Genomic DNA, 19,546 nt, shown 5'->3' with positions numbered 1-19,546 from the left:
ACGGAGCATGGTTATCATATCCCCCTTGCGATAAATGAGGTTTAAGATTATAATAGGTTAAAATATAAATTTATATAATTTCGCCTGGAGAAACCAAACCCTAGCAAGGGGGAGCGCTTATGAACGTCCTGGTGACTTATCCAGAACGCTGTGTCGGCTGCCGCATCTGCGAGCAGTGGTGTTCCTGGAAGCATGAAGGCCGGGTGAACCCCACCAAAGCCCGAGTGCGAGTAAGCCGGGTGCACAGTAAATACCTTAATGTCCCGGTAACCTGCATGCAGTGTGCCAAAAGCCCTTGCATTGCCGCCTGCCGGGAGGGGGCCCTGAGTAAAGACCCGGCAACCGGGGCTGTAATTGTCGACGAAGAGAAATGCATCGGCTGCCGCCGTTGCGTCCGCGCCTGCCCCTATGGTGCCGTGGCCATCGACAAGGATAAAAGGGTGGTCCTCATTTGCGACCTCTGTGGCGGCGAACCCCAATGCGTGGCCCACTGCCGGGAGGGGGCCATTGAGTATGTCCCCCTGGCCGTGGCGGACCGGGGCCAGCGGGCCGCTTATGTGGAAACAGTGGCTGCTGCCATGGAAGGGGGGAGCAAGTGATGGCTGCTTTAAAGGGGCTGGCTGGTCAAATCTTACGCGTTGACCTGACCAGTGGTAGCATTACTAAAGAGCCAACGCCTGAGGATGTTTTTGCCGGTTATATCGGCGCCCGGGGCGTAGGTGCTTACCTGTTACTTAAAGAACTAAAGCCCCATACAGATCCTCTGGGGCCGGATAATAAATTAATATTTCTTACCGGGCCGGTGGAAGGGACCCTGGCTCCGGGAGCCAATAAGATTACCGTTACCTTCCGCTCCCCCCTGACAGGAACCTATTTCTTCTCCCTGTGCGGAGGCCACCTGGCGCCGGAGGTGAAATTTGCCGGCTATGACGGCATCATCATTGAAGGCCGGGGCGACCACCCTGTTTATCTGTGGATTGATGACGATAGGGTGACTTTGAAGGATGCTTCCCACCTGTGGGGGAAACTGACCCATGCCACTGAAGACGCCATCCGGGCTGAACTAAAGGACGAGGCCATCAGGGTGGCCTGCATCGGACCCGCCGGGGAAAAATTAAGCCGCTTTGCCTGCATCCAGAGCGATTACCACCGGGAGTTCGGCCGCGGCGGCGCCGGGGCCGTGATGGGGTCCAAGAACTTGAAGGCCATCGCCGTCCGGGGCAGCGGCAGCATCGAGGTGGCCGACCCGGCGGCCCTGGAAGCCCTGGCGGAAAAGACCTACAGCATCCTGGCCGGGAATCTCAAGGCCAGGGCCCGGCGCCATTACGGTACGCCGGAGATGGTGGACGGCACCAACGGTCTCGGTTACTGGGGCACCCGTAACTTCAGCAGCGGCTACTTTGAAGAGGCGAATAAGATCAATGCCGCCAGCATGAAAGAAAATATTTTTGTCGGCCATATCTCCTGCTATGCCTGTCCCATTGCCTGTGGCAAGGTGAGTTATATCAAAGAAGGACCCTATGCCGGCACCATGATTGAAGGGCCGGAGTTTGAGTCGGCCGGACTTCTGGGAGCCAACTGCGGCGTCGCCGACCTGGCCGCCCTGGTGAAGGCGGTAGAGATCTGCGATACCTACGGCCTGGATACCATGTCGGCAGGGGCGGTAGCATCCCTGGCTATGGAGTGCTACGAGAAGGGGATTATCACCTCCAGGGATACCGGCGGCCTGGACCTGCGCTTCGGTAATGGCGCGGCCCTGGTGGCCTTGATGGAGAAAATCGTCCGCCGGGAAGGCATCGGCGACCTCCTGGCCGAAGGGTCCAAACGGGCAGCAGAAAAGCTGGGCGTCCCCGAGCTGGCCATGCAGGTCAAGGGACAGGAATTCGCCACCTACGATCCCCGGGGCTGCAAGGGTATGGGCCTGGGTTATGCTATCTCTCCCAAGGGTGCCCACCACATGATTGCACCCACCATGGGTGCTGAAACAGCTGGCGACGGCAGCAAGCGCTTTGAATACAAAGGCAAGGCCGCCCTGGTGCGGGAAACCCAGTTCCTGCTGGCCGTTGTCGACTCCCTCTCCCTGTGTTCTTCCATGCGTTTCGCCCTGGGATTAAAGGAACAAATAGAGCTATACCGGGCCGTGAGCGGCCTGGCCCTGGATGAAGCCGGCGCCATGTTAATCGGCGAAAAGATAACCAACCTGGAGCGCCTTTTTAACCAGCGGGAAGGTTTCGATCGCAAGGACGACTACCTGCCGCCGCGGATGCTCAAGGAAAAGATGCCCACCGGGCCCAGCCAGGGCCATCTGGTGGAGCTTGATCCCATGCTGGATGAATACTATGACCTCATGGGCTGGGACCGCCAGGGCCGGCCGACGGCAGAAAAATTAGCCGCCCTGGGCCTGGCCCACCTCTGGCGGGAGGTTAGTTGATTAAGTGCGTGGACGGCATTTAGTTAAGCCAATTCCTCCCCTTAATTATATAGTGGGGAAGGTTCGACACCTTCCCCTAATTTTTAGGCTATGGCCAAAGAAGCTCTGGCCGGTTTCCTTTACGGCATGGAAGAAGACGGCGAGAGTATTCCTGTACCTTCAGATCCGGGCAAAATGGAAATACCGCCCGGTACCTTTGTTGCGTTAGTAGAAGCCTGGACAGATATCGTCAGGGACGAGATAGAAAATAAGGCTATAAAAAAGACCCTGACAATCCCCAAATGGCTCAATGATATAGACGAAAGGGAGAAAGTTAATTTTTCCCATCTGCTCCAGACCAGTTTAAAGCAGTATCTTGGCATCCACGATTACCACCACCGTCGAATTAAGAAGCAGCCCTAAGGGGCTGCTTCTTTTGAAAGATGCCTACATTGCCAGGCATTACTGTAATGCCTCCTGCCAAAAATGCGGCAGTAGCATTTGCAGCCGGAAAGCCGTTTTTTCTGTTGCCAGGCCATAAAAATATGGTTATAATGTCTATAAGTATAACTTTATAATAATTGCAGGTGGACTTCGTGAGTATTGATCGCACCAAACCGATTCCTTTACACTACCAGATAACCAGCGATTTGCGCCGGGCTATCAAGGAAGGCGAGTATAAGGTAGGAGACCTTTTCCCTACCGACAAGCAGCTCATGGAGAAGTATGGCGTTAGCAGCATTACCGTGCGCCGGGCCGTGGCGGCCCTGGTGGATGAAGGCTTGCTGGAGCGCCGCCCGGGCAAGGGGACCTTCGTCAAGCGGGAAACGGTAGAAGAAACCCTGGGCAAACTCACCGGCTTTTTTGAGGAAATGAAGGCCCGGGGTTATGAGCCCGGTGCCACCATTATTTTCACCGGGCCGGTAACGGACCCCATTAAAGAAATGCAAAGGGTACCAGGCTTAAGGGTCTTCGGCGATGAGCCCCTTTACCTCATTGAAAAAGTCCAGCAAATGAACGGGCAGCCCATTACTTACCTGCGCAGCTACTGGCCCTACGAATACGGCAGCCGCCTGGCTGAGGAAGACCTGGAGCGCCGCGGTTTGTACGAGCTGGTGGAAGAAAAGCTGGGCCTGGTCCTAGAAAGGGCGGTACAGACCATTTCTGCCGGCAGGGCCGGGAAAAGGGAAGCAGAATACCTTCAGGTGAAGGTGGGGACGCCTTTATTAATAATGGAACGGACGGCTTTTGATGATAGGGGCAGGCCCGTAGAACTTTCCGTCAACGCCTACCGTCCCGACCGCTACAAGTATCGCGTGGAACTGGACCGTAACCGGCCGCACCCTGGTAGCGGTGTGATTATGGAGTAAGATTGCAACATTGGCAGTATCCTTTGCCGGGTTCATTATTCCTGCTTAAGCCTGGCCAATATCCCTTGCAAACGCCTGTCCACGCGCAGGCTTTTTGTTTGCCGGAGCAAATAAGTCATATCCAGATTTTCCTGGTAAGATAGTATGTTTTCCACATCCCACAGGTCCTTCGGGCCACCCGCTTTAAGTTTGAGGATAATAAGATCTTCGGGGCTGATTATTTTCAGGCTGTGGTTTTCATATTGAATAATCTGTGCTCGCTCGATGGCTTTATAATGGTAGGTATATTTGGCGTCAATAAGCTGGACGGGAACAGTTAACTTTATGGTAACAATATCGCCGAGAGGATCTAACAGGTCGGCCCTGGAGATCTCGAAAAATAGATTTTCTTCTTGTAAATTAGCTTGTAGCTGCTCACTATAATCTTTTAAGCGGGATACCAAAAAATCAACATCAGCGGTATATCTGGGTGCGCCATAGGCAGCAACAGCATAGCCTCCGATGAGGCAATAGGGCATATCTATTTTTTCCAGTATAGCGCTAACCTTAATTATCGGGTCGTCCATTTTTCCTGGCCCTCTTTATTCCCAGCTTTAGCCTATCCGCATACCGCCCCAGTTGTGGCACCATCTTCATTTTTTGCTCTGGTGTTAGCTGTTTAAAGTATTTAACGAGGAGCTCTCTTTTTATACCCATAGTATCCACTCCTGGATTGATTAAGGTAGCCGGGCCAGGATGGCCAGTAGGGAAGCGATAACACCCCCCAGACCAACAATAGTAGTTACTATACTGGCGATAGACCATCTATGGATGCTACGTATTTCCTGTTGCCCTGACTTGATTTCCTGCCGTAATATCGCAATTTCCTGCTGTAACCGGGCATCATTTTCCTGCATTTCCTGGCGCAAGCCAGTGATATTCTCGCGCATTTCCTGGCGCAAGCCAGTAATATTCTCGTGCATTTCCTGGCGCAGGCCAGTGATATTCTCATGCATTTCCTGGCGCAAAGCATTTATCTGGGTATCGATTTTACTGTCAAGTTTATCAATCCGGGTGTCAAGTTTATCGATCCTCGTTTCAATCCGGTCAAAGCGCGCTTCATAACGAGCGTCCATGTTAGTCAGCTGCTGGATGATATAGCCAAACGGGTCGAAACCACGAGGAAATAACCCTTGCTCATCTGTTCCGGCCGCTATTTCTTTTCTGGCTTCCTCTGGCATGGTGGCTCCCCCTTTGGCTAAATCATACCATTATTTTTCCAGGCGGGCAATGGAAATTCCTTTACTCCCAAAAACTAGCCCCGCTTAACCCGGGATTGTCAGCATCAGCTACCTGTTAGCAGTACCCTATCGTCGGCAAAGGCGCTGCCGCTGGCCTGTTCAAACATTTTCAAGAGGTCGGCTACCGTGGTTCCGGCCCGCTGCGGGCCGGATAGGTCCAGGATAATACGCCCCTCGTGCATCATAATGGTGCGGTTGCCGGTGCGCAGGGCCTGCTCCAGGTTGTGGGTCACCATCAGGGTGGTGAGCTGGTGGCGGGCGATGATTTTTTCCGTTAGCTCCAGCACCGTCCTGGCCGTCCGCGGGTCCAGGGCCGCCGTATGTTCGTCCAGTAAGAGCAACTTGGGTGTGGCAATGGTGGCCATGAGCACCGTCAGGGCCTGGCGCTGGCCGCCGGATAACAAACCCACGCGCGTGGTCAGGCGTTCTTCCAGGCCCAGCCCCAGGAGGGCCAGGTGTTCTTTGAACAATTGCCGTTCGGCCGGGGTAATGCCGCGGTGTAACCGGCGGGGACGGCCCCGCCGCAGGGCCAGGGCCAAATTTTCTTCAATGGTCATGGAGGCAGCCGTACCCCTTAAGGGGTCCTGGAAAACCCGGCCAATCCAGGCCGCCCGGATATGCTCGGGCCAACGGGTAATATCCTGGCCATCTAAAAGCACTTTCCCGGCCTCGATTTCGTAAACCCCGGCAATTACGTTTAAAAGAGTCGACTTCCCGGCACCGTTGCTGCCGATAATGGTAACTACCTCGCCCTGCTTGACATGGAGGGTAATTTCCCTTAAGGCTGCTTTTTCATTAACGCTGCCGGGATTAAAGGTCTTGGTTACGTTGACCAGCCGCAGCACCCTGCTCACTCCTCAAACGTAAGGCTCGCAATCCCAGACGCCGGCGCACCAGGGGAAAGGCCATGGCGACCACTACAATTAACGAGGTTAGCAACTTGAGGTCCGTGGGCGGCAGGCCCAACTGCAGTACCAGGCTGATAACGGCCCGGTAAATTATCGAACCGGTGATGGCTGCCAGCAAGGCCCGGACCAGGGTTTGACTTCCCACCAGGGCCTCGCCGATAATAACCGCGGCCAGACCGGCAATAATCATGCCGATACCCATGCCGATATCGGCAAAGCCCTGGTACTGGGCTACCAGCCCCCCCGAAAGGGCTACCAGGGCATTGGCGATAGCCAGGCCCACCAGTTTCATGGTACTGGTATTTACCCCCAGGCTGCGGATCATCTGCTCATTATCCCCGGTAGCCCTGATGCTCATACCCAGTTCTGTTTCCAGGAAAAGGTAAAGCAGGATAAGGACCAGGGCCGCCACCAGCAATCCCAGCAGGGCTGGGCCGAAGGGGTCCAGGGCCGGCAACCCTTTGACCCAGGTAAAAATGGTCTTCACACGGAGAAGGGACAGGTTGGCCTGTCCCATAATGCGCAGGTTGATGGAATAGAGGGCGATCATGGTCAGGATACCGGAAAGCAGGGGCGCCACCCTTAACTGCGTGTGCAACAGGCCGGTAATAAGACCGGCCAGGGCACCGCAGAGGATAGCCAGGAGCAGGGCCAGCCAGGGGTCATAACCCGCGACGATAAACTTTGCCGCCACTGCCGCCCCCAGGGTGAAGGCGCCGTCGATGGTTAAATCGGGGTAATCAAGGACTCTGAAGGTCATATATACCCCCAGGACCATGGCCCCCCACAGTAATCCCTGCTCCAGGGCTCCCAACCATATACTCAGCGACATGACAACTTCACCTGCTTCATTGCGACGTTAACTTTTAGCTGCATACACGGACGGCGTAAGCCCTTATTCGATAATCTTGCTGGCTTTCTTTTTTAAATCTTCCGGGATGGTTACACCGAAGGCTTTGGCTGCTTTGGCGTTAAGAACGATGTCCAGGTCCTTTTGCTTCTCAATGGGCATATCCTGGGGCTTTTCGCCCTTCAGCACCCGCAGGGCCATCTGGCCGGTTTGCTGTCCCAGTTTGTAATAATCAATGCCGATGGTTCCCAGGGCCCCGGACTCGACGGTGTTGCTTTCCCCGGCAATTACCGGTATTTTGTGTTGCTCGGCCACCTGGAGTACCCCCGAGATAGAAGATACTACCGTGTTATCGGTGGGCACATAAATGGCCTCCACCCGTCCCACCAGGGACTGGGTGGCCTGGACCACCTCGTTGCTGGCCGTTACCGGCGCTTCCACCACGGTCAGACCCAGGCCGGCGGCTTCCTGTTTGACAATTTTCACCTGCACCTGGGAATTGACTTCACTGGAGTTATAGATGACCCCGAACTTTTTGGCACTGGGTACCAGTTGCTTTAAGAGCTCCAGTTGTTCTTTAATGGGATTCATGTCCGTTGTCCCGGTAACATTGGTACCGGGTTTTTCCATGCTTTTAACCAGTTTGGCCGCGACAGGATCGGTGACGGCAGTAATCAGAATAGGAATATCCTGGGTTTCATTGGCCATGGCCATGGCCGAAGGGGTGGCAATGGCCAGGATCAAGTTCTTTTTATCCTGGGCGAATTTGCGGGCGATGTTTTGGAGAGTGGACTGGTCGCCCTGGGCGTTCTGGAAGTCCACCTGCAGGTTTTTGCCTTCTTCATAGCCGCCGGCCTTCAGGGCCGCCAGGAAACCCTTGCGGGCCGCATCCAGGGCTGGGTGCTCGACAATCTGGATGATACCCAGCTTGACTGCTTTGGCGTCGCTTTTGGTCTCGCTGGACTGTGGCTGAGATTGAGCCCCGCTACCGGACGGCTGTTTGCCCCCTCCTGATCCACACCCGGCCAGCAATAAAGCTAGCATCAGCACCACCAGCAATGACAACAACCAGGACCCTTTTTTCACTTCCTCCTTGCCTCCTTTACGTTTTCCCGGCTGACAAGGCAGTTTTTCCGCGCCAGGGTCATAAACTAAAAATACTCCCGGCGGGAGCATCATTGCCCTTCCTGCCATCCTACCGTTTTTGGTTCCGGCGGGCCAACCGGCGTATGTTACGATTTAATCTTAATTTAATGTAGCGGCGTATGTCAATAGTTTTCGCTGTTATTCCGCCTTCCTCAGCAGCAGGCTTAAAATTAACATGGCCAGCACATAAGTGGTAATCACTACATAAGGGCGGTCGCGATCAAAGATAAAGGCAATAATCGAAGCGGCGACGCGGAAAATGGGAGTGGCGATGAGCAGCAAAAGTCCCAGGTCAATGATGGCAAAGGATTTAAAATGCACCACATCTTTGAACACCTGGGGGATGCTGGTAGGGAAGAAACCAGCCGGGTAGCCGCTGTCACCGGTAAGCAAGTAAAATACCAGGCCGGCGGCAATTATTATGGCGCTAATAACTACTCCCCAACGCAAAGACTGGCTGATGATATCCTCGACGACGAGGGCATGGGATTCTTTCGGTACACTTTTGCTCTCGTTATTTTCCATAACTCATCACCTTATTCTCATCAGGAAATAGGTATGTGTCTGCCTTTTTCAATTCTATTCAGGCTTACTTGTGGGTGGCCTGAGGAAATTATTCTTACCCTCTTAGCCCTTTCAAAAGCATCTGCAGGGAAACATAGAGCAATACCGGCACAAAGATCTTTCTCAAGGTGGTGTTGCGCAGGCGCACCATGAGGCGGGTGCCCAGGGTGGCCCCGATAACGACGCCCAGGGCTACGGGTGCGGCAATGGCGGGGTGGATATCGCCCCGGGCGAAGTATATACTGGCACTGGCGGCGGCGGTGACGCCGATCATGAAATTGCTGGTGGCGGTAGACACCTTCATGGGCAATTTCATGAACATATCCATGGCCATCACCTTAAAGATGCCATTGCCAATGCCCAGCAGGCCGGAAATAACGCCAGCCCCGTACATAATGCCGAAACCCTCATAAACCCCGGTGGAAGTATAGGCCACCTGCCGGTTCAGGACCTGGTCGTAATAACTCCCCTCTAATTTCAATTTTTTCGCCAGGGGATGGGCGACGACTCCTTCCGGCAGTTCCAGGTTGCGCCGTTTAAACATGGCCAGGGTAGAATAGCCCAGGACAACGGCAAAAATGATATAAAGATAGTGGGGGCTAATTAAACCGCCTAAATAGGCTCCGGTAATGGCCCCGGTGGTAGTGGCCATTTCCAGGAACATGCCGATGCGGATATTGGTAATACGGTCACGAATATAGGCCGCTGCCGCACCGCTGGAAGTAGCGATAACGGAGACGATGCTGGCGCCAATGGCATAACGGATGTCAATATTGAGGAGCAGGGTCAGTACAGGGATGATGATAATCCCGCCACCCAGACCCAGCAGGGCTCCCACTATACCGGCAAGAATTGAACCGGTAAAAATCAGTAGTGCCATGGAAAGACTGACCAAAATAAGGACCTCCCGGGAAACCTGGTTTTAAGGATTTATTTACCTTTTTTATTTTCTAAACCTAATGGGTGCCTCTGTAAGCTGACGTGATATTCGTAACGGTCCCCCCGGTAAATGGCATGGGAAAAATCAATGGGCAGCCCTCCTTCGACGTAGGTGGTACGCTTGACGATTAATACGGGGCTACCTGACTTATATTGGAGATACCTGGCTTCTTCGCGCGAGGCTCGCCCGGCGCTAATCCTTTGCTTGCCGTTACTGATTTTGTACCCGTAGAGCTCGAGCTGGATATAAATAAGATCCTTCGAAAGGTCGAGGTTTTGGAGCAGTTGCCCGATGGCCTGCGGGAAATAACTATGATCCAGCAATAACGGCTGCCCGGCGGCGGTGATTAAACGGCTGACGCAAAAGACGGGCTCGTTTTCAGCTAGCTGGAGTTCCTGGCGGATCTCAGGTGTGGATTCCTGGATGCCAGTTTTAATAACCTTAATTTCTACGTCCAGGCCTTCTAATGTCAGTTCTTCGGCCACACCCAGGAGCCGGGCCAGGGGGCGTTCAATGCGTTTGGGGGCGACAAAGGTGCCTTTGCCATGCTGGCGGTATAATAAACCCTCGTTGACCAGTTCGGCGATGGCCTGCCGGACGGTAACCCGGCTGACACTATAGGTTTCCATTAACTGCCTTTCGCCGGGCAAGGCTTCCCCGGGCTTAAATTCGCCGCTGGCAATTTTTTGTTTGAGGATGTCCTTTAGTTGTTCATATAATGGCTTGGCACTGCCGGGGTAAAGCACGGGGAAGCCTCCTCAGCTCCCTTTTTCTGCGTTCAAAATAACTTCCTGCCGGCATTGTTTCTGCTCGCTTTCCGGCTGCATCTAGGGCGGTTCAACCGACCGGACCCGGCCGCCCGCTACCGGCAGAAGCCGGTGATATCACTGCAACTATATGGATGCCTTGATAATAGTTAAATGTTACTTAATGAGCGCTCCGGTTTCTCTCCGCTTTCTCTCCGCTTCCACTCCGTTTTGTGAACAAATGGATGATAAAGTATGATTTAATAGGGACCACGAAGGAAGTATTCTGAACGCTTAGCCTCCTCCTTTGAGGTATGCTGGTTAGTACCAGTATAATACCTAGAAAAATAAAATGCAAGATGTAAGGAATTAAAAAACAATGCGATATAGAGTACAAGGTTATGAAATATCCGTGACAAGGTTTTAAGCCCTGCCGCTGCACCCGCACAGGCGAATCTTGTGCTTCACCACTTCGCGCACGGCTTCCCTGGCTTTCACAGCCGCCTGCCATGGTTCTGTTGTGCCGGCCGCCAGGGCCTCCTTCATGGCTCCCGCCCAGGCGACCTTGAGCTCCGTGCCGATGTTGACCTTGCTGATCCCCCTGGCAATGGCCTCCCGGATCATATTATCAGGTATGCCTGAACCGCCGTGGAGGACCAGAGGTACCGGGACCAGGGCGCGGATTTTATCCAGGCGTTCGAAGTCGATTTTAGGTTGGGATGTATACAGGCCGTGGGCGGTGCCCAGGGCCGGGGCCAGGGCGTCGATGCCGCTTTCCTGCACCAGCCGCGCCGCTTCCCCCGGGTCGGCCAGGCCGGCAACCGCGCTGCCCCGGTCCACGGAATCTTCCACCCCGCCGATATGTCCCAGCTCGGCCTCGGCGGCAGCGCCGGCTGCATGGGCGGCCTCAGCCACCTGCCGCGAGAGGGCGATATTTTCCGCCAGGGGTAGTTTAGAGGCGTCAATCATAACCGAGGTAAAGCCGTGGGCCAGGGCCCAGACGACCCATTTAAAATTGTCGCTGTGATCCAGGTGCAGGGCTACCGGTACTTTAGCGGCGGCTGCTGCTTCCCGGGCCATGGCGGCAGCGGCCGTAGCCCCGATTTTCTCCAGGTAGGCAGGCGTGATCTGCAGGATTATCGGGGCTTTTTCAGCTTCTGCGGTTTCGATTATGGCCTGCAAGATTTCCAGGTTGTGAAAATTAAAGGCGGCAATGGCATAGTTCCCCCTTTGCGCCTGGCCTAACAGTTCAGTAGCTGGTGTTAACATTTTTTTAACCTCCCTTTAAAAAACTACTTGACGCAATAATACTAACAAAATATAATTAAAGTGTAAAGACGCAAATATATAATATTACAAAGAGGAACGGGGCACTCCCTTATGGCTTTTAATAAAAACCTGAATCCGTGACAACCCAATAACAAAATATCTGGATATGGCTCAAAACCTCGCGAAAAATAAGGTATAATAGGCTGGATGGCAAACGAATCCATGTTCACCTGCGAGGTGCGGCCATGAAATTCATCATTGAACAGTCTGATGAACACCTTACCCCCGTTGCCGGACTGGCTCTGGTGGGGGAAATCATTGATCATACTGCTCTGAAACTCAGGCTAAATAAGACCCGGATACCTGGTGTTTCTTCTCCGGATATTTCTCACGGGGATGTTATCACCTCTTACGTGGGCCTGCTTTGCCAGGGTCGCAGTGATTTTGACCATATTGAGCTTTTTCGGGATGACCCCTTCTTCGCTGCGGCGCTGGGTATTCAGGATGTGCCTTCAAGCCCTACCCTGCGCCAGCGCCTGGATATGATAGCTCATAGTGTACCCTACCAGGAGATTATCCTCGAGGAAACGGCCAGGTTCCTTAAGAAACTTAAGGCACCGGTAACTCCTGTTACCCTGGGTTCCAGGGAACTAAAGCGCCAATATGTCCCTTTGGATATTGATGTTACTCCCTTTGATAATTCAAATTCCAAGAAAGAGGGTGTTTCCAGGACCTATAAGGGCTACGACGGTTATGCGCCTATCTTCGCCTACCTCGGTAGGGAAGGCTACTGCGTCCATACCGAACTGCGGGCCGGGAAACAGCATTGCCAAAAAGGGACGCCGGAGTTCCTGCGACAAGCTCTAACCTTTGCTCGCGCTATCACTTCGCTGCCACTTTTAGTACGGATGGATGGCGGTAATGACAGCCAGGATAATCTCCAGGTCTGTTTGGACCCGGAAATCAAAGCCGATTTTATCATTAAGCGTAACCTGCGCAAGGAAACGCCGGAGGCCTGGCTGGCCATTGCCAAGGAAAATGGTACCGCCACCCTAGAACGGGAGGGAAAAACCGTCTATCGGGGGCACCAGATGGTGAAAATCGAGGGTGCTGACACCCCTGTCCGTCTGGTGTATAAGGTCACCGAGCGGACGATATTACGAAACGGCCAGCTTCTCCTGGTCCCGGAAATTGAGGTCGAAACCTACTGGACCACTTTACCCGACCCGGTGGAGGATATCATTACCCTCTACCACGACCACGGCACCAGTGAGCAATTCCACAGTGAAATCAAAAACGATTTAGACCTGGAACGGCTGCCCAGCGGCAAGTTTGCCACCAATGACCTGGTGCTACACCTGGGTGTTTTCGCCTACAACATTCTAAGGCTTCTGGGGCAGTTTAGCCTCCCGCTAAAGGAGGTACCGCTGCGCAATAAGAAAGCTCAACGCCGGCGGCTGCGTACCGTTATACAAAACCTGATTACCATAGCGTCCCGGCTGGTTCACCACGCCCGGCAGGTCAAATTACGATTTGGGCAGCACAGCCCGTGGTATCCAGCTTTCCGGTACCTATATAAAGCGTTGGCTTAATACAGAACTTCTAGCTCCAGTTAGCTGTATAAGCAGGCTCCAAGCCTCTTAGGACGAGAGGTCTACTTTGTTATTCCCTTATCCAGGGGACCCAAGGTAAGAGTAAATAGCCTTCGTCCACATAATCAACTTTAGACCCAATTCAATGTATCAGCAGATGTTAAATATAACTGTTAATACCATTTACTGTTAGTGCGAGTTCTACCCAGTTGTTATTATCACGGATTCAGGTAAAAATTTAAAGGAGGAACCCTTGGAGATGCGAGTAGGTTTATACCATAGCTGTTTTATGGAATGGGATCTAGAAAAGACTTTTAAATGGGCGAGTGAGAATGGACTAAATGCGGTGGAACTCCATGGCGGCCCGCGTTACAAATTCATTGACTGGGAGAGGGTTGCTGCCGGAGAAACGAAGGAAATACGCGGGTTGGCGGAAAAGTATAACATTCAAATCGTCGACATCATGTATGGTGCCTTGCCGTTTTTATCGCCGCTCGAAGAAGAGAGGGAGCGGGCGAAAAAATATATCTTTACATTAATAAAAGCGGCCAAACAGCTGGGGGTACCGGTGGTTTCTACCTTTACCGGCAGGGACCCTTTAAAGGATATTGGCGATAACCTGGATCTAATAAGCAGGATATTCCCCCCCATTATCGAAGAGGCGGAAAAGAACGGTGTCAAATTATGCTTTGAAAACTGCGGCATGATTGAGTTCTGGCCGCCGGTATACAACATCGCCGTAACCCCTGTAATTTGGGAAGAGATCTTCAAGCGGCTGCCGTCATCACACCTGGGCCTTAACATCGATCCCTCCCATTTAATCTGGCAGGGTATTGATTATGTAGATGCGGTTTTGCAGTTTAAAGATAAAATCTTTATGGCCCAGGCCAAAGATACGGAAATGCTGCCCCATGTTCAGAGAAGGCAAGGGATGTATACCTATCCCCACAACTGGTGGCGGCATCGCATCCCAGGTCAGGGAGATGTAGATTGGGGGAAATTTATTTCCGCCTTGCATGACATCGGCTATGAAGGGGCCATTACCATTGAACATGAAGACCCGGTATGGACGGGAACCGATGCCAAAGTAATACGTGGCGTTTTGCTGGCCGCAGAACACCTGAGACAATTTGTGTAGTCTGCACGCGATGGGAGGTTATTTGTCAATGTTAAAGATAGGCATGATCGGCGCCGGCAGAATGGGCAATCTGCATAAAAGCAAATTGGTGACCCGGGATGATGTAGCCATTACCGCTGTTTGTGATGTAATCGAAGACAGGGCTTTAAGAATGGCCCGGGAAGTAGGAGCTAAAACCTACTGTGATTATATAGAAATGCTGGACAATGAAGAACTGGATGCAGTCTATATTAATACCCCGACAATCACCCACCCGGAGATGGTCAAAGAGGTAACGCGGAGGAAGAAGCATCTCTTCCTGGAAAAGCCCCTTGCCCTGGACCTTAAAGTAGCTTTTGAGATGAAAAAGCAAGTGGAGGAGTCGGGTATTATCTGTACCGTCGGCCATATGTACCGTTACCGGGAAACCGTCCGGCAGATGCTCCAACTGCTGGCCGGGAAACCCGTCGCTATGCTCAATGCTTACTGGTATTGGACGATCCCTCCCGTACCCCATATCGCCGATAAAGATATTGGCGGGGGACCGGTTGTTGACCAGATTGTGCACCTGATTGATTTATGCCGCCTGGCAGCCGGGGAAGTTGATACCGTAAAGGCTTCTTACACCCTGAACTGCCGTAAAGACGAAGATTTTAACAACTGGGACGGTTATGCCGTAAACCTTACCTTTAAAGGCGGGGCCGTAGCTTCGGTGACAGGAACCCTGGCCCTTTATAAAGAAATGGGCACCCAGACTTTTATGGAGAATATCGTTTTAGATATTGCGGCAAAGGATATCATGACCAGGTTTACTCCCAAGGCGTTGCAAGTATTTACGCCCAATAAGGTTGAAATCATTGATACACCGGCCGGGGATATCGATCATGTTTTTGTTGATGCAGTTAAAGCCAATGATCCCGGCATGATTAAATGCCTTATCGGCGACGCCATAAAAACCCTGGCCGTTACCCTGGCGGCAAACCATTCAGCTCAAACCGGGCAGATCGTCAAGATGGATGATTTTATATATGAGAGATTAAACACGCTACTCTAAACAGCCGGATGAGGTGGACCGGGATGCGTAAGTTTTTACTGGCCCTGGATCAAGGCACGACCAGCTCGCGGGCGATTGTTTTCGACCCTGATGGAAGGCCCGTCGAGAAGGTTAGTAAAGAAATACGGCAGATATATCCCCGTCCTGGCTGGGTAGAACATGACCCGGAAGAAATATGGAGCAGCCAGTTAGAAGTTGCCCGTCAGGCCATACTGGCAGCGGGGCTTGAACCCGGGGATATTGCCGTCGTTGGTATTACCAACCAGAGGGAGACGGTAGTAATCTGGGATAAAGAGACCGGGCGGCCTTTATATAATGCTATCGTCTGGCAATGCCGCCGCACGGCTCCCTTATGCGAAGAACTCCGGCGAAGCCCTCTGGCCGGTGAAATTAAAGGAAAAACGGGTCTTGTCATCGATGCCTATTTCTCGGCCACGAAAATTAAATGGCTATTGGATAATGTGCCGGGGATTAGAGAAGGGGCCGATAGGGGCAGGGTTTTATGCGGAACAATTGATTCCTGGTTATTGTGGCGGTTAACCGGCGGCCAGGTCCATGCTACCGATTACTCCAATGCGTCCCGGACCATGCTTTTCAATATCCATGAATTAAAGTGGGAAGAGGACCTGCTCAGGGAGCTGGGTATCCCCGCTACCATCCTGCCGGAGGTACGACCTTCCTGCGGTTATTTCGGAACAACCGACAGGGCCATTTTTGGTGTCCCTGTGCCTGTCACGGGGATGGCCGGTGACCAGCAGGCGGCATTATTCGGGCAGTGTTGTTTTACCCCGGGAATGGTGAAGAACACTTATGGAACCGGGTGCTTCATCTTAATGAATGCCGGCACGGAGGTTCCTGTTTCCAAGCGGGGCCTGTTATCAACTATCGCCTGGGGGATAGGAAATGAGGTTTATTACGCTTTGGAAGGCAGTGTTTTCATAGCCGGGGCGGTCGTGCAATGGTTGAGGGATGAACTGGGACTGATTGCCAGCGCCGCAGAATCGGAAGAATATGCCTTGCGGGTGGAGGACACCAACGGCGTTTTCTTCGTACCTGCCTTTGTCGGCCTGGGCGCGCCTTACTGGGATATGTATGCCAGGGGCACAATATGCGGCCTTACCAGGGGCGCTAATAAATATCACCTGGTAAGGGCCGCCCTGGAAGCCATAGCCTATCAAACAAAGGCTGTCCTTGATGCTATGGTTTCAGATACCGGTATTGTACTGCAGGGGATGCGCATTGACGGGGGTGCGGCCCAAAACAACTTTTTAATGCAGTTCCAGGCGGATTTAATCCAGATACCTGTAGACAGGCCGAAGGTAAACGAGACGACCGCCCTGGGCGCCGCTTTTCTCGCGGGACTAGGTGCAGGTGTGTATTCGGGCCTGGAGGAGATAAAGAATAAATGGCAAGTGGATAGAACCTTTACACCCAGGATGTCCCTTGATAAAGCGGCAGTTTTATACAGGAACTGGGAAAAGGCGGTAGCAAGGGCGAAAGATTGGGCCTAGAGGTCGGTAAAAATGCAGGATGATTTTCAAGTAGTAATTATCGGCGGCGGCGCTACCGGAACGGGTATCTTAAGGGACCTGGCCCTAAGGGGCGTGAGCTGCCTGCTGGTCGAGAAAGATGGCCTGGCCAGCGGTACAAGCGGTAGATTCCACGGGCTGCTGCATAGTGGCGCCAGGTATGCTGTGAATGACCCCCATGCTGCCGCCGAGTGCGCCCGGGAAAATGCGATTTTAAAAAGGGTGGCCGGGGAATTTATTGCGGATACAGGCGGCTACTTCGTTGCAACTCCTGAAGATGACGATGACTATATAGCGACATGGACTGCTCGATGCCAGGCTGCAGGTATAAGCATTAAGGAAGTACCTGTAAAAGAGGCGCTAAAAAAGGAACCGTTGCTGAACCCGGAAATAAAGAGGGTTTTTCTCGTACCCGATGCAGCCATCGACGGGTTCAAGTTGGTAGAAGCCAATGCTCGTTCCGCTGCAAGGCTTGAGGCGAAGGTTAAAACTTACACCCTGGTAACCGGGCTGGAATTAAAAAACGGCTCTGTTCGCGGCGTTTATCTTAAGAACCAGGTAACCGGCCAGGAGGAGTTTGTCGCCTGCCAGGTAGTGGTTAATGCTGCCGGTTCCTGGGCGGGGTGTATTGCCGCCATGGCTGGGATTAAATTGAATATAATCCACGATAAAGGCGCCCTGCTGGTGTTCAGCCACCGCCTCTGCGGCAGGGTGATCAACAGGCTGCGGCCTCCAGGCGACGGCGATATATTCGTACCCCACGGGAACGTAACTATTTTCGGGACAACATCGGTAATAGTTCCCTCTCCCGACGACCATCAGGTGACACTCCGGGAAGTGAGCAAACTATTGGATGAAGGCGCAAGGATTTTCCCCGGTTTAAGGGAGAGGCGTTTAATCCGGGCCTTTGCCGGGGTGCGCCCGATTTACCAGGGTGATGCCGGTGAGACCGGGCGCCAGGCGACCAGAGATTTTTCCGTTATCGATCATGAACAGGTAGACGGCGTGCATGGCTTGATCTCGGCAGCTGGGGGGAAGCTAACCACCTTTCGCTTGATGGCTCAGGTGGCCGCAGATATGGCCTGTAAAAAGCTCGGCATAGAACGAAATTGTATGACTGACGTTATACCCTATGATGCCGACGCAATTAAAGCAAGGCAGAAATCGTATAGCTTCCTCTGCCAATGTGAAATGGTGACTGCAGAAATGTTAACTGAGGCCGTGAAAGAAAAGGCATACTTCACCTTTAATGATGTGCGCCGCCTGACGCGCCTGGGCATGGGACCTTGCCAGGGAACCTTCTGTACTTTCAAAGCAGCCGGCTATTATCATGGTAATGCGACCGTTACAGCGGCAAAAGCCGCCAGGCTGTTAAAAGAGCATATCCAGGAAAGGTGGAAAGGTAATCGCTTTGTTTTATGGGGCGATCAGGCCCAAGAAATGGAAATTACCCGTGGCATATACCTGGGTACTTTAAATCTAGCCAAGCTGGAAAGTGAAAACAATGCAGTGTGATGTCCTGGTAATTGGTGCCGGTTTTTCGGGTCTAATGGCCGCCGTAACGGCAGCAGATCGCAATAAGAAAGTCGCAGTTATCGCGGAAGGCAAGGGGAATCTCTATGCTGCTGCGGGTTTTATTGACTTCCTTGGTTATTACCCCCGCCTTGCCCGAGAACCTTTAAAGAAAACTACACGGGCATTGCAAGAATTAATCACCGGGGAACCCGAGCACCCCTATGCTATCGCCGGCGAAAAGACTATTCGTGAAGCCTTTGCTTATTTTAGCAACTTGATGGCGGCAATTGGCTACCCTTATTACGGTTCCTGGGAGCAAAACAGGTTATTACCCACGGCAGTGGGGGCCATTGCACCTACGGCAATGGTACCCCGTACGGCAAAACCCCATTTAGAAAATTACCCGAAGGTGCTGGTAGCCGGTTTTCAAGAGCAGGGAGACTTTTTTCCCTTTTTAGTTGCGGAAAATTTGCAGGAGCAATGCCGCCAATTCAACCTGCCAACCGAAATAGAAGCAAAATGGCTGGAATTAGGAATAAATATCACCACGAAAGAAATTAACAGTTTTGATGTAGCCCTGATGCTCGAGAATAAGGAAATCAGGGAGAGGGCCATCGCACAACTGAAGAAGGTAATCAAGCCGGGTACCCTTTTAGTTATCCCGTCGGTATTGGGTGTTTACCGGTGGCCGGAGGTGCTGTCATCCTTTGAGGAAACCCTGGATTGTCCGGTGATGGAGATCCCCACCCTGCCGCCCTCGGTTATGGGTTTCCGCCTGGCAGAAGGTCTCCTGGCCTATCTCCAGCGAAAGCACGTCGAGTTCTATTGGAATTGCGAAATTAAAAAGGTGGATACAGCGTCGGGGGAGTGCCGGGGGGTAACTGCAGTTGCCGTTAATGGTCGAGAGATATATTTCCGGGCACGAAATTATATTTTAGCCACCGGTGGGGTCCTCGGTGGCGGAATTAAGGTGGGGGTCACAGATGCCGAAGAGCGGGTTTTTAACCTCCCTGTCCACGGCGATATAAGGGTTCACGACGAAGATTTCTTTGCAAATCAGCCGTATGCTTATGCCGGTTTAAGGGTTACCCCAAGGCTTCAACCGAAGGATCAACAAGACCGGGTACTATATCGCAATGTATTCATTGCCGGGCGCAACCTTTACGGGTACGATCCCTTCGCTGAAAAAAGCGGGAATGGGGTCGCTTTAGTAACAGGATATTTAGCAGGAGCATTGGCTGCGCGGGGGTCGTAAG

Annotated in this window: 19 protein-coding genes; 10 read left to right on the top strand and 9 right to left on the bottom strand. The window is 52.7% G+C overall.

Annotated elements, in window-relative coordinates; all coding sequences use genetic code 11:
- Nucleotides 1-119 precede the first annotated feature (119 nt).
- The 4 genes from MGLY_RS01980 to MGLY_RS01965 all read left to right on the top strand — a co-directional run bounded on the left by MGLY_RS01980 (nt 120) and on the right by MGLY_RS01965 (nt 3,780).
- Nucleotides 120-599, top strand: a complete 480-nt coding sequence (locus MGLY_RS01980; RefSeq protein ID WP_156271498.1) for a 4Fe-4S dicluster domain-containing protein — start codon at nt 120-122, stop codon at nt 597-599.
- Nucleotides 599-2,431, top strand: coding sequence for an aldehyde ferredoxin oxidoreductase family protein (locus MGLY_RS01975; protein WP_156271497.1), 1,833 nt, complete (start codon nt 599-601; stop codon nt 2,429-2,431). Before MGLY_RS01980 ends, MGLY_RS01975 begins: the two co-directional genes overlap by 1 nt.
- 90 nt (nt 2,432-2,521) lie before the next feature.
- Nucleotides 2,522-2,833: a type II toxin-antitoxin system HicB family antitoxin gene (locus MGLY_RS01970; protein WP_156271496.1), complete on the top strand. Its 312-nt coding sequence runs from the start codon at nt 2,522-2,524 to the stop codon at nt 2,831-2,833.
- A gap of 164 nt (nt 2,834-2,997) precedes the next feature.
- Nucleotides 2,998-3,780, top strand: a complete 783-nt coding sequence (locus tag MGLY_RS01965) for a GntR family transcriptional regulator (RefSeq protein WP_211662016.1) — start codon at nt 2,998-3,000, stop codon at nt 3,778-3,780.
- A 35-nt stretch (nt 3,781-3,815) separates the two neighbouring features.
- On the opposite strand, the gene MGLY_RS01960 is transcribed toward MGLY_RS01965, so the two are convergent.
- The 9 genes from MGLY_RS01960 to MGLY_RS01920 form a co-directional block, all read right to left on the bottom strand.
- The gene (locus tag MGLY_RS01960) at nt 3,816-4,346 is read right to left on the bottom strand and encodes a nucleotidyl transferase AbiEii/AbiGii toxin family protein (RefSeq protein WP_156271495.1); all 531 of its coding nucleotides are present in this window, start codon (nt 4,344-4,346) and stop codon (nt 3,816-3,818) included.
- A 150-nt stretch (nt 4,347-4,496) separates the two neighbouring features.
- Complete coding sequence (locus MGLY_RS01955) at nt 4,497-5,000, bottom strand: DUF1640 domain-containing protein (protein WP_156271494.1); 504 nt, start codon at nt 4,998-5,000, stop codon at nt 4,497-4,499.
- A 104-nt stretch (nt 5,001-5,104) separates the two neighbouring features.
- Nucleotides 5,105-5,905 carry an ABC transporter ATP-binding protein gene (locus tag MGLY_RS01950; protein ID WP_156271493.1) on the bottom strand — a complete coding sequence of 267 codons (801 nt, stop codon included), beginning with the start codon at nt 5,903-5,905 and terminating at the stop codon, nt 5,105-5,107.
- The gene (locus MGLY_RS01945; RefSeq protein ID WP_156271492.1) at nt 5,871-6,800 is read right to left on the bottom strand and encodes an ABC transporter permease; all 930 of its coding nucleotides are present in this window, start codon (nt 6,798-6,800) and stop codon (nt 5,871-5,873) included. Before MGLY_RS01945 ends, MGLY_RS01950 begins: the two co-directional genes overlap by 35 nt.
- Nucleotides 6,801-6,863: 63 nt before the next feature.
- On the bottom strand, nt 6,864-7,904 hold the full coding sequence (locus MGLY_RS01940; RefSeq protein ID WP_156271491.1) for an ABC transporter substrate-binding protein: 1,041 nt from the start codon (nt 7,902-7,904) through the stop codon (nt 6,864-6,866).
- Between the two features lie 198 nt (nt 7,905-8,102).
- The gene (locus MGLY_RS01935) at nt 8,103-8,489 is read right to left on the bottom strand and encodes a DUF1634 domain-containing protein (protein ID WP_156271490.1); all 387 of its coding nucleotides are present in this window, start codon (nt 8,487-8,489) and stop codon (nt 8,103-8,105) included.
- Between the two features lie 94 nt (nt 8,490-8,583).
- A complete protein-coding gene (locus tag MGLY_RS01930) occupies nt 8,584-9,408 on the bottom strand; it encodes a sulfite exporter TauE/SafE family protein (RefSeq protein ID WP_156271489.1) in 825 nt (274 codons plus the stop codon).
- A gap of 50 nt (nt 9,409-9,458) precedes the next feature.
- Nucleotides 9,459-10,214: a GntR family transcriptional regulator gene (locus MGLY_RS01925; protein ID WP_156271488.1), complete on the bottom strand. Its 756-nt coding sequence runs from the start codon at nt 10,212-10,214 to the stop codon at nt 9,459-9,461.
- Between the two features lie 423 nt (nt 10,215-10,637).
- On the bottom strand, nt 10,638-11,483 hold the full coding sequence (locus MGLY_RS01920; protein ID WP_156271487.1) for a class II fructose-bisphosphate aldolase: 846 nt from the start codon (nt 11,481-11,483) through the stop codon (nt 10,638-10,640).
- A gap of 245 nt (nt 11,484-11,728) precedes the next feature.
- On the opposite strand from MGLY_RS01920, the gene MGLY_RS01915 reads away from it, so the two are divergent.
- From MGLY_RS01915 to glpB, 6 genes are all read left to right on the top strand, one after another.
- The gene (locus MGLY_RS01915) at nt 11,729-13,075 is read left to right on the top strand and encodes an IS1380 family transposase (RefSeq protein ID WP_156271486.1); all 1,347 of its coding nucleotides are present in this window, start codon (nt 11,729-11,731) and stop codon (nt 13,073-13,075) included.
- Between the two features lie 259 nt (nt 13,076-13,334).
- The gene (locus MGLY_RS01910) at nt 13,335-14,213 is read left to right on the top strand and encodes a sugar phosphate isomerase/epimerase family protein (RefSeq protein WP_156271485.1); all 879 of its coding nucleotides are present in this window, start codon (nt 13,335-13,337) and stop codon (nt 14,211-14,213) included.
- A gap of 28 nt (nt 14,214-14,241) precedes the next feature.
- Nucleotides 14,242-15,246, top strand: a complete 1,005-nt coding sequence (locus MGLY_RS01905) for a Gfo/Idh/MocA family protein (RefSeq protein WP_170290881.1) — start codon at nt 14,242-14,244, stop codon at nt 15,244-15,246.
- A 23-nt stretch (nt 15,247-15,269) separates the two neighbouring features.
- Nucleotides 15,270-16,757, top strand: a complete 1,488-nt coding sequence (gene glpK, locus MGLY_RS01900; protein ID WP_156271483.1) for a glycerol kinase GlpK — start codon at nt 15,270-15,272, stop codon at nt 16,755-16,757.
- A gap of 12 nt (nt 16,758-16,769) precedes the next feature.
- Nucleotides 16,770-18,290, top strand: coding sequence for an FAD-dependent oxidoreductase (locus MGLY_RS01895; protein WP_156271482.1), 1,521 nt, complete (start codon nt 16,770-16,772; stop codon nt 18,288-18,290).
- Nucleotides 18,280-19,545, top strand: coding sequence for an anaerobic glycerol-3-phosphate dehydrogenase subunit GlpB (gene glpB / locus MGLY_RS01890; RefSeq protein ID WP_246187460.1), 1,266 nt, complete (start codon nt 18,280-18,282; stop codon nt 19,543-19,545). The genes MGLY_RS01895 and glpB overlap by 11 nt, the downstream gene beginning before the upstream one ends.
- The last annotated feature ends 1 nt before the right edge of the window (nt 19,546 follow it).

Origin of the sequence: Moorella glycerini (assembly GCF_009735625.1) — a bacterium.
Classification (GTDB): Bacteria; Bacillota; DSM-521; order Neomoorellales; family Neomoorellaceae; genus Neomoorella; species Neomoorella glycerini.
Note: the sequence above shows the minus strand (reverse complement) of the source record. Positions and strands in the feature narration are given on the sequence as shown.

Bases quoted from the DNA above. Each gene is read 5' to 3' on its own strand.
- MGLY_RS01905 (WP_170290881.1), top strand. From the start codon at position 14,242: ATGTTAAAGATAGGCATGATCGGCGCCGGCAGAATGGGCAATCTGCAT.
- MGLY_RS01910 (WP_156271485.1), top strand. From the start codon at position 13,335: ATGCGAGTAGGTTTATACCATAGCTGTTTTATGGAATGGGATCTAGAA.
- MGLY_RS01980 (WP_156271498.1), top strand. From the start codon at position 120: ATGAACGTCCTGGTGACTTATCCAGAACGCTGTGTCGGCTGCCGCATC.
- MGLY_RS01975 (WP_156271497.1), top strand. From the start codon at position 599: ATGGCTGCTTTAAAGGGGCTGGCTGGTCAAATCTTACGCGTTGACCTG.
- MGLY_RS01915 (WP_156271486.1), top strand. From the start codon at position 11,729: ATGAAATTCATCATTGAACAGTCTGATGAACACCTTACCCCCGTTGCC.
- MGLY_RS01945 (WP_156271492.1), bottom strand. From the start codon at position 6,800: ATGTCGCTGAGTATATGGTTGGGAGCCCTGGAGCAGGGATTACTGTGG.
- MGLY_RS01970 (WP_156271496.1), top strand. From the start codon at position 2,522: ATGGCCAAAGAAGCTCTGGCCGGTTTCCTTTACGGCATGGAAGAAGAC.
- MGLY_RS01895 (WP_156271482.1), top strand. From the start codon at position 16,770: ATGCAGGATGATTTTCAAGTAGTAATTATCGGCGGCGGCGCTACCGGA.
- MGLY_RS01930 (WP_156271489.1), bottom strand. From the start codon at position 9,408: ATGGCACTACTGATTTTTACCGGTTCAATTCTTGCCGGTATAGTGGGA.
- MGLY_RS01935 (WP_156271490.1), bottom strand. From the start codon at position 8,489: ATGGAAAATAACGAGAGCAAAAGTGTACCGAAAGAATCCCATGCCCTC.
- glpK (WP_156271483.1), top strand. From the start codon at position 15,270: ATGCGTAAGTTTTTACTGGCCCTGGATCAAGGCACGACCAGCTCGCGG.
- MGLY_RS01920 (WP_156271487.1), bottom strand. From the start codon at position 11,483: ATGTTAACACCAGCTACTGAACTGTTAGGCCAGGCGCAAAGGGGGAAC.
- MGLY_RS01960 (WP_156271495.1), bottom strand. From the start codon at position 4,346: ATGGACGACCCGATAATTAAGGTTAGCGCTATACTGGAAAAAATAGAT.
- glpB (WP_246187460.1), top strand. From the start codon at position 18,280: ATGCAGTGTGATGTCCTGGTAATTGGTGCCGGTTTTTCGGGTCTAATG.
- MGLY_RS01955 (WP_156271494.1), bottom strand. From the start codon at position 5,000: ATGCCAGAGGAAGCCAGAAAAGAAATAGCGGCCGGAACAGATGAGCAA.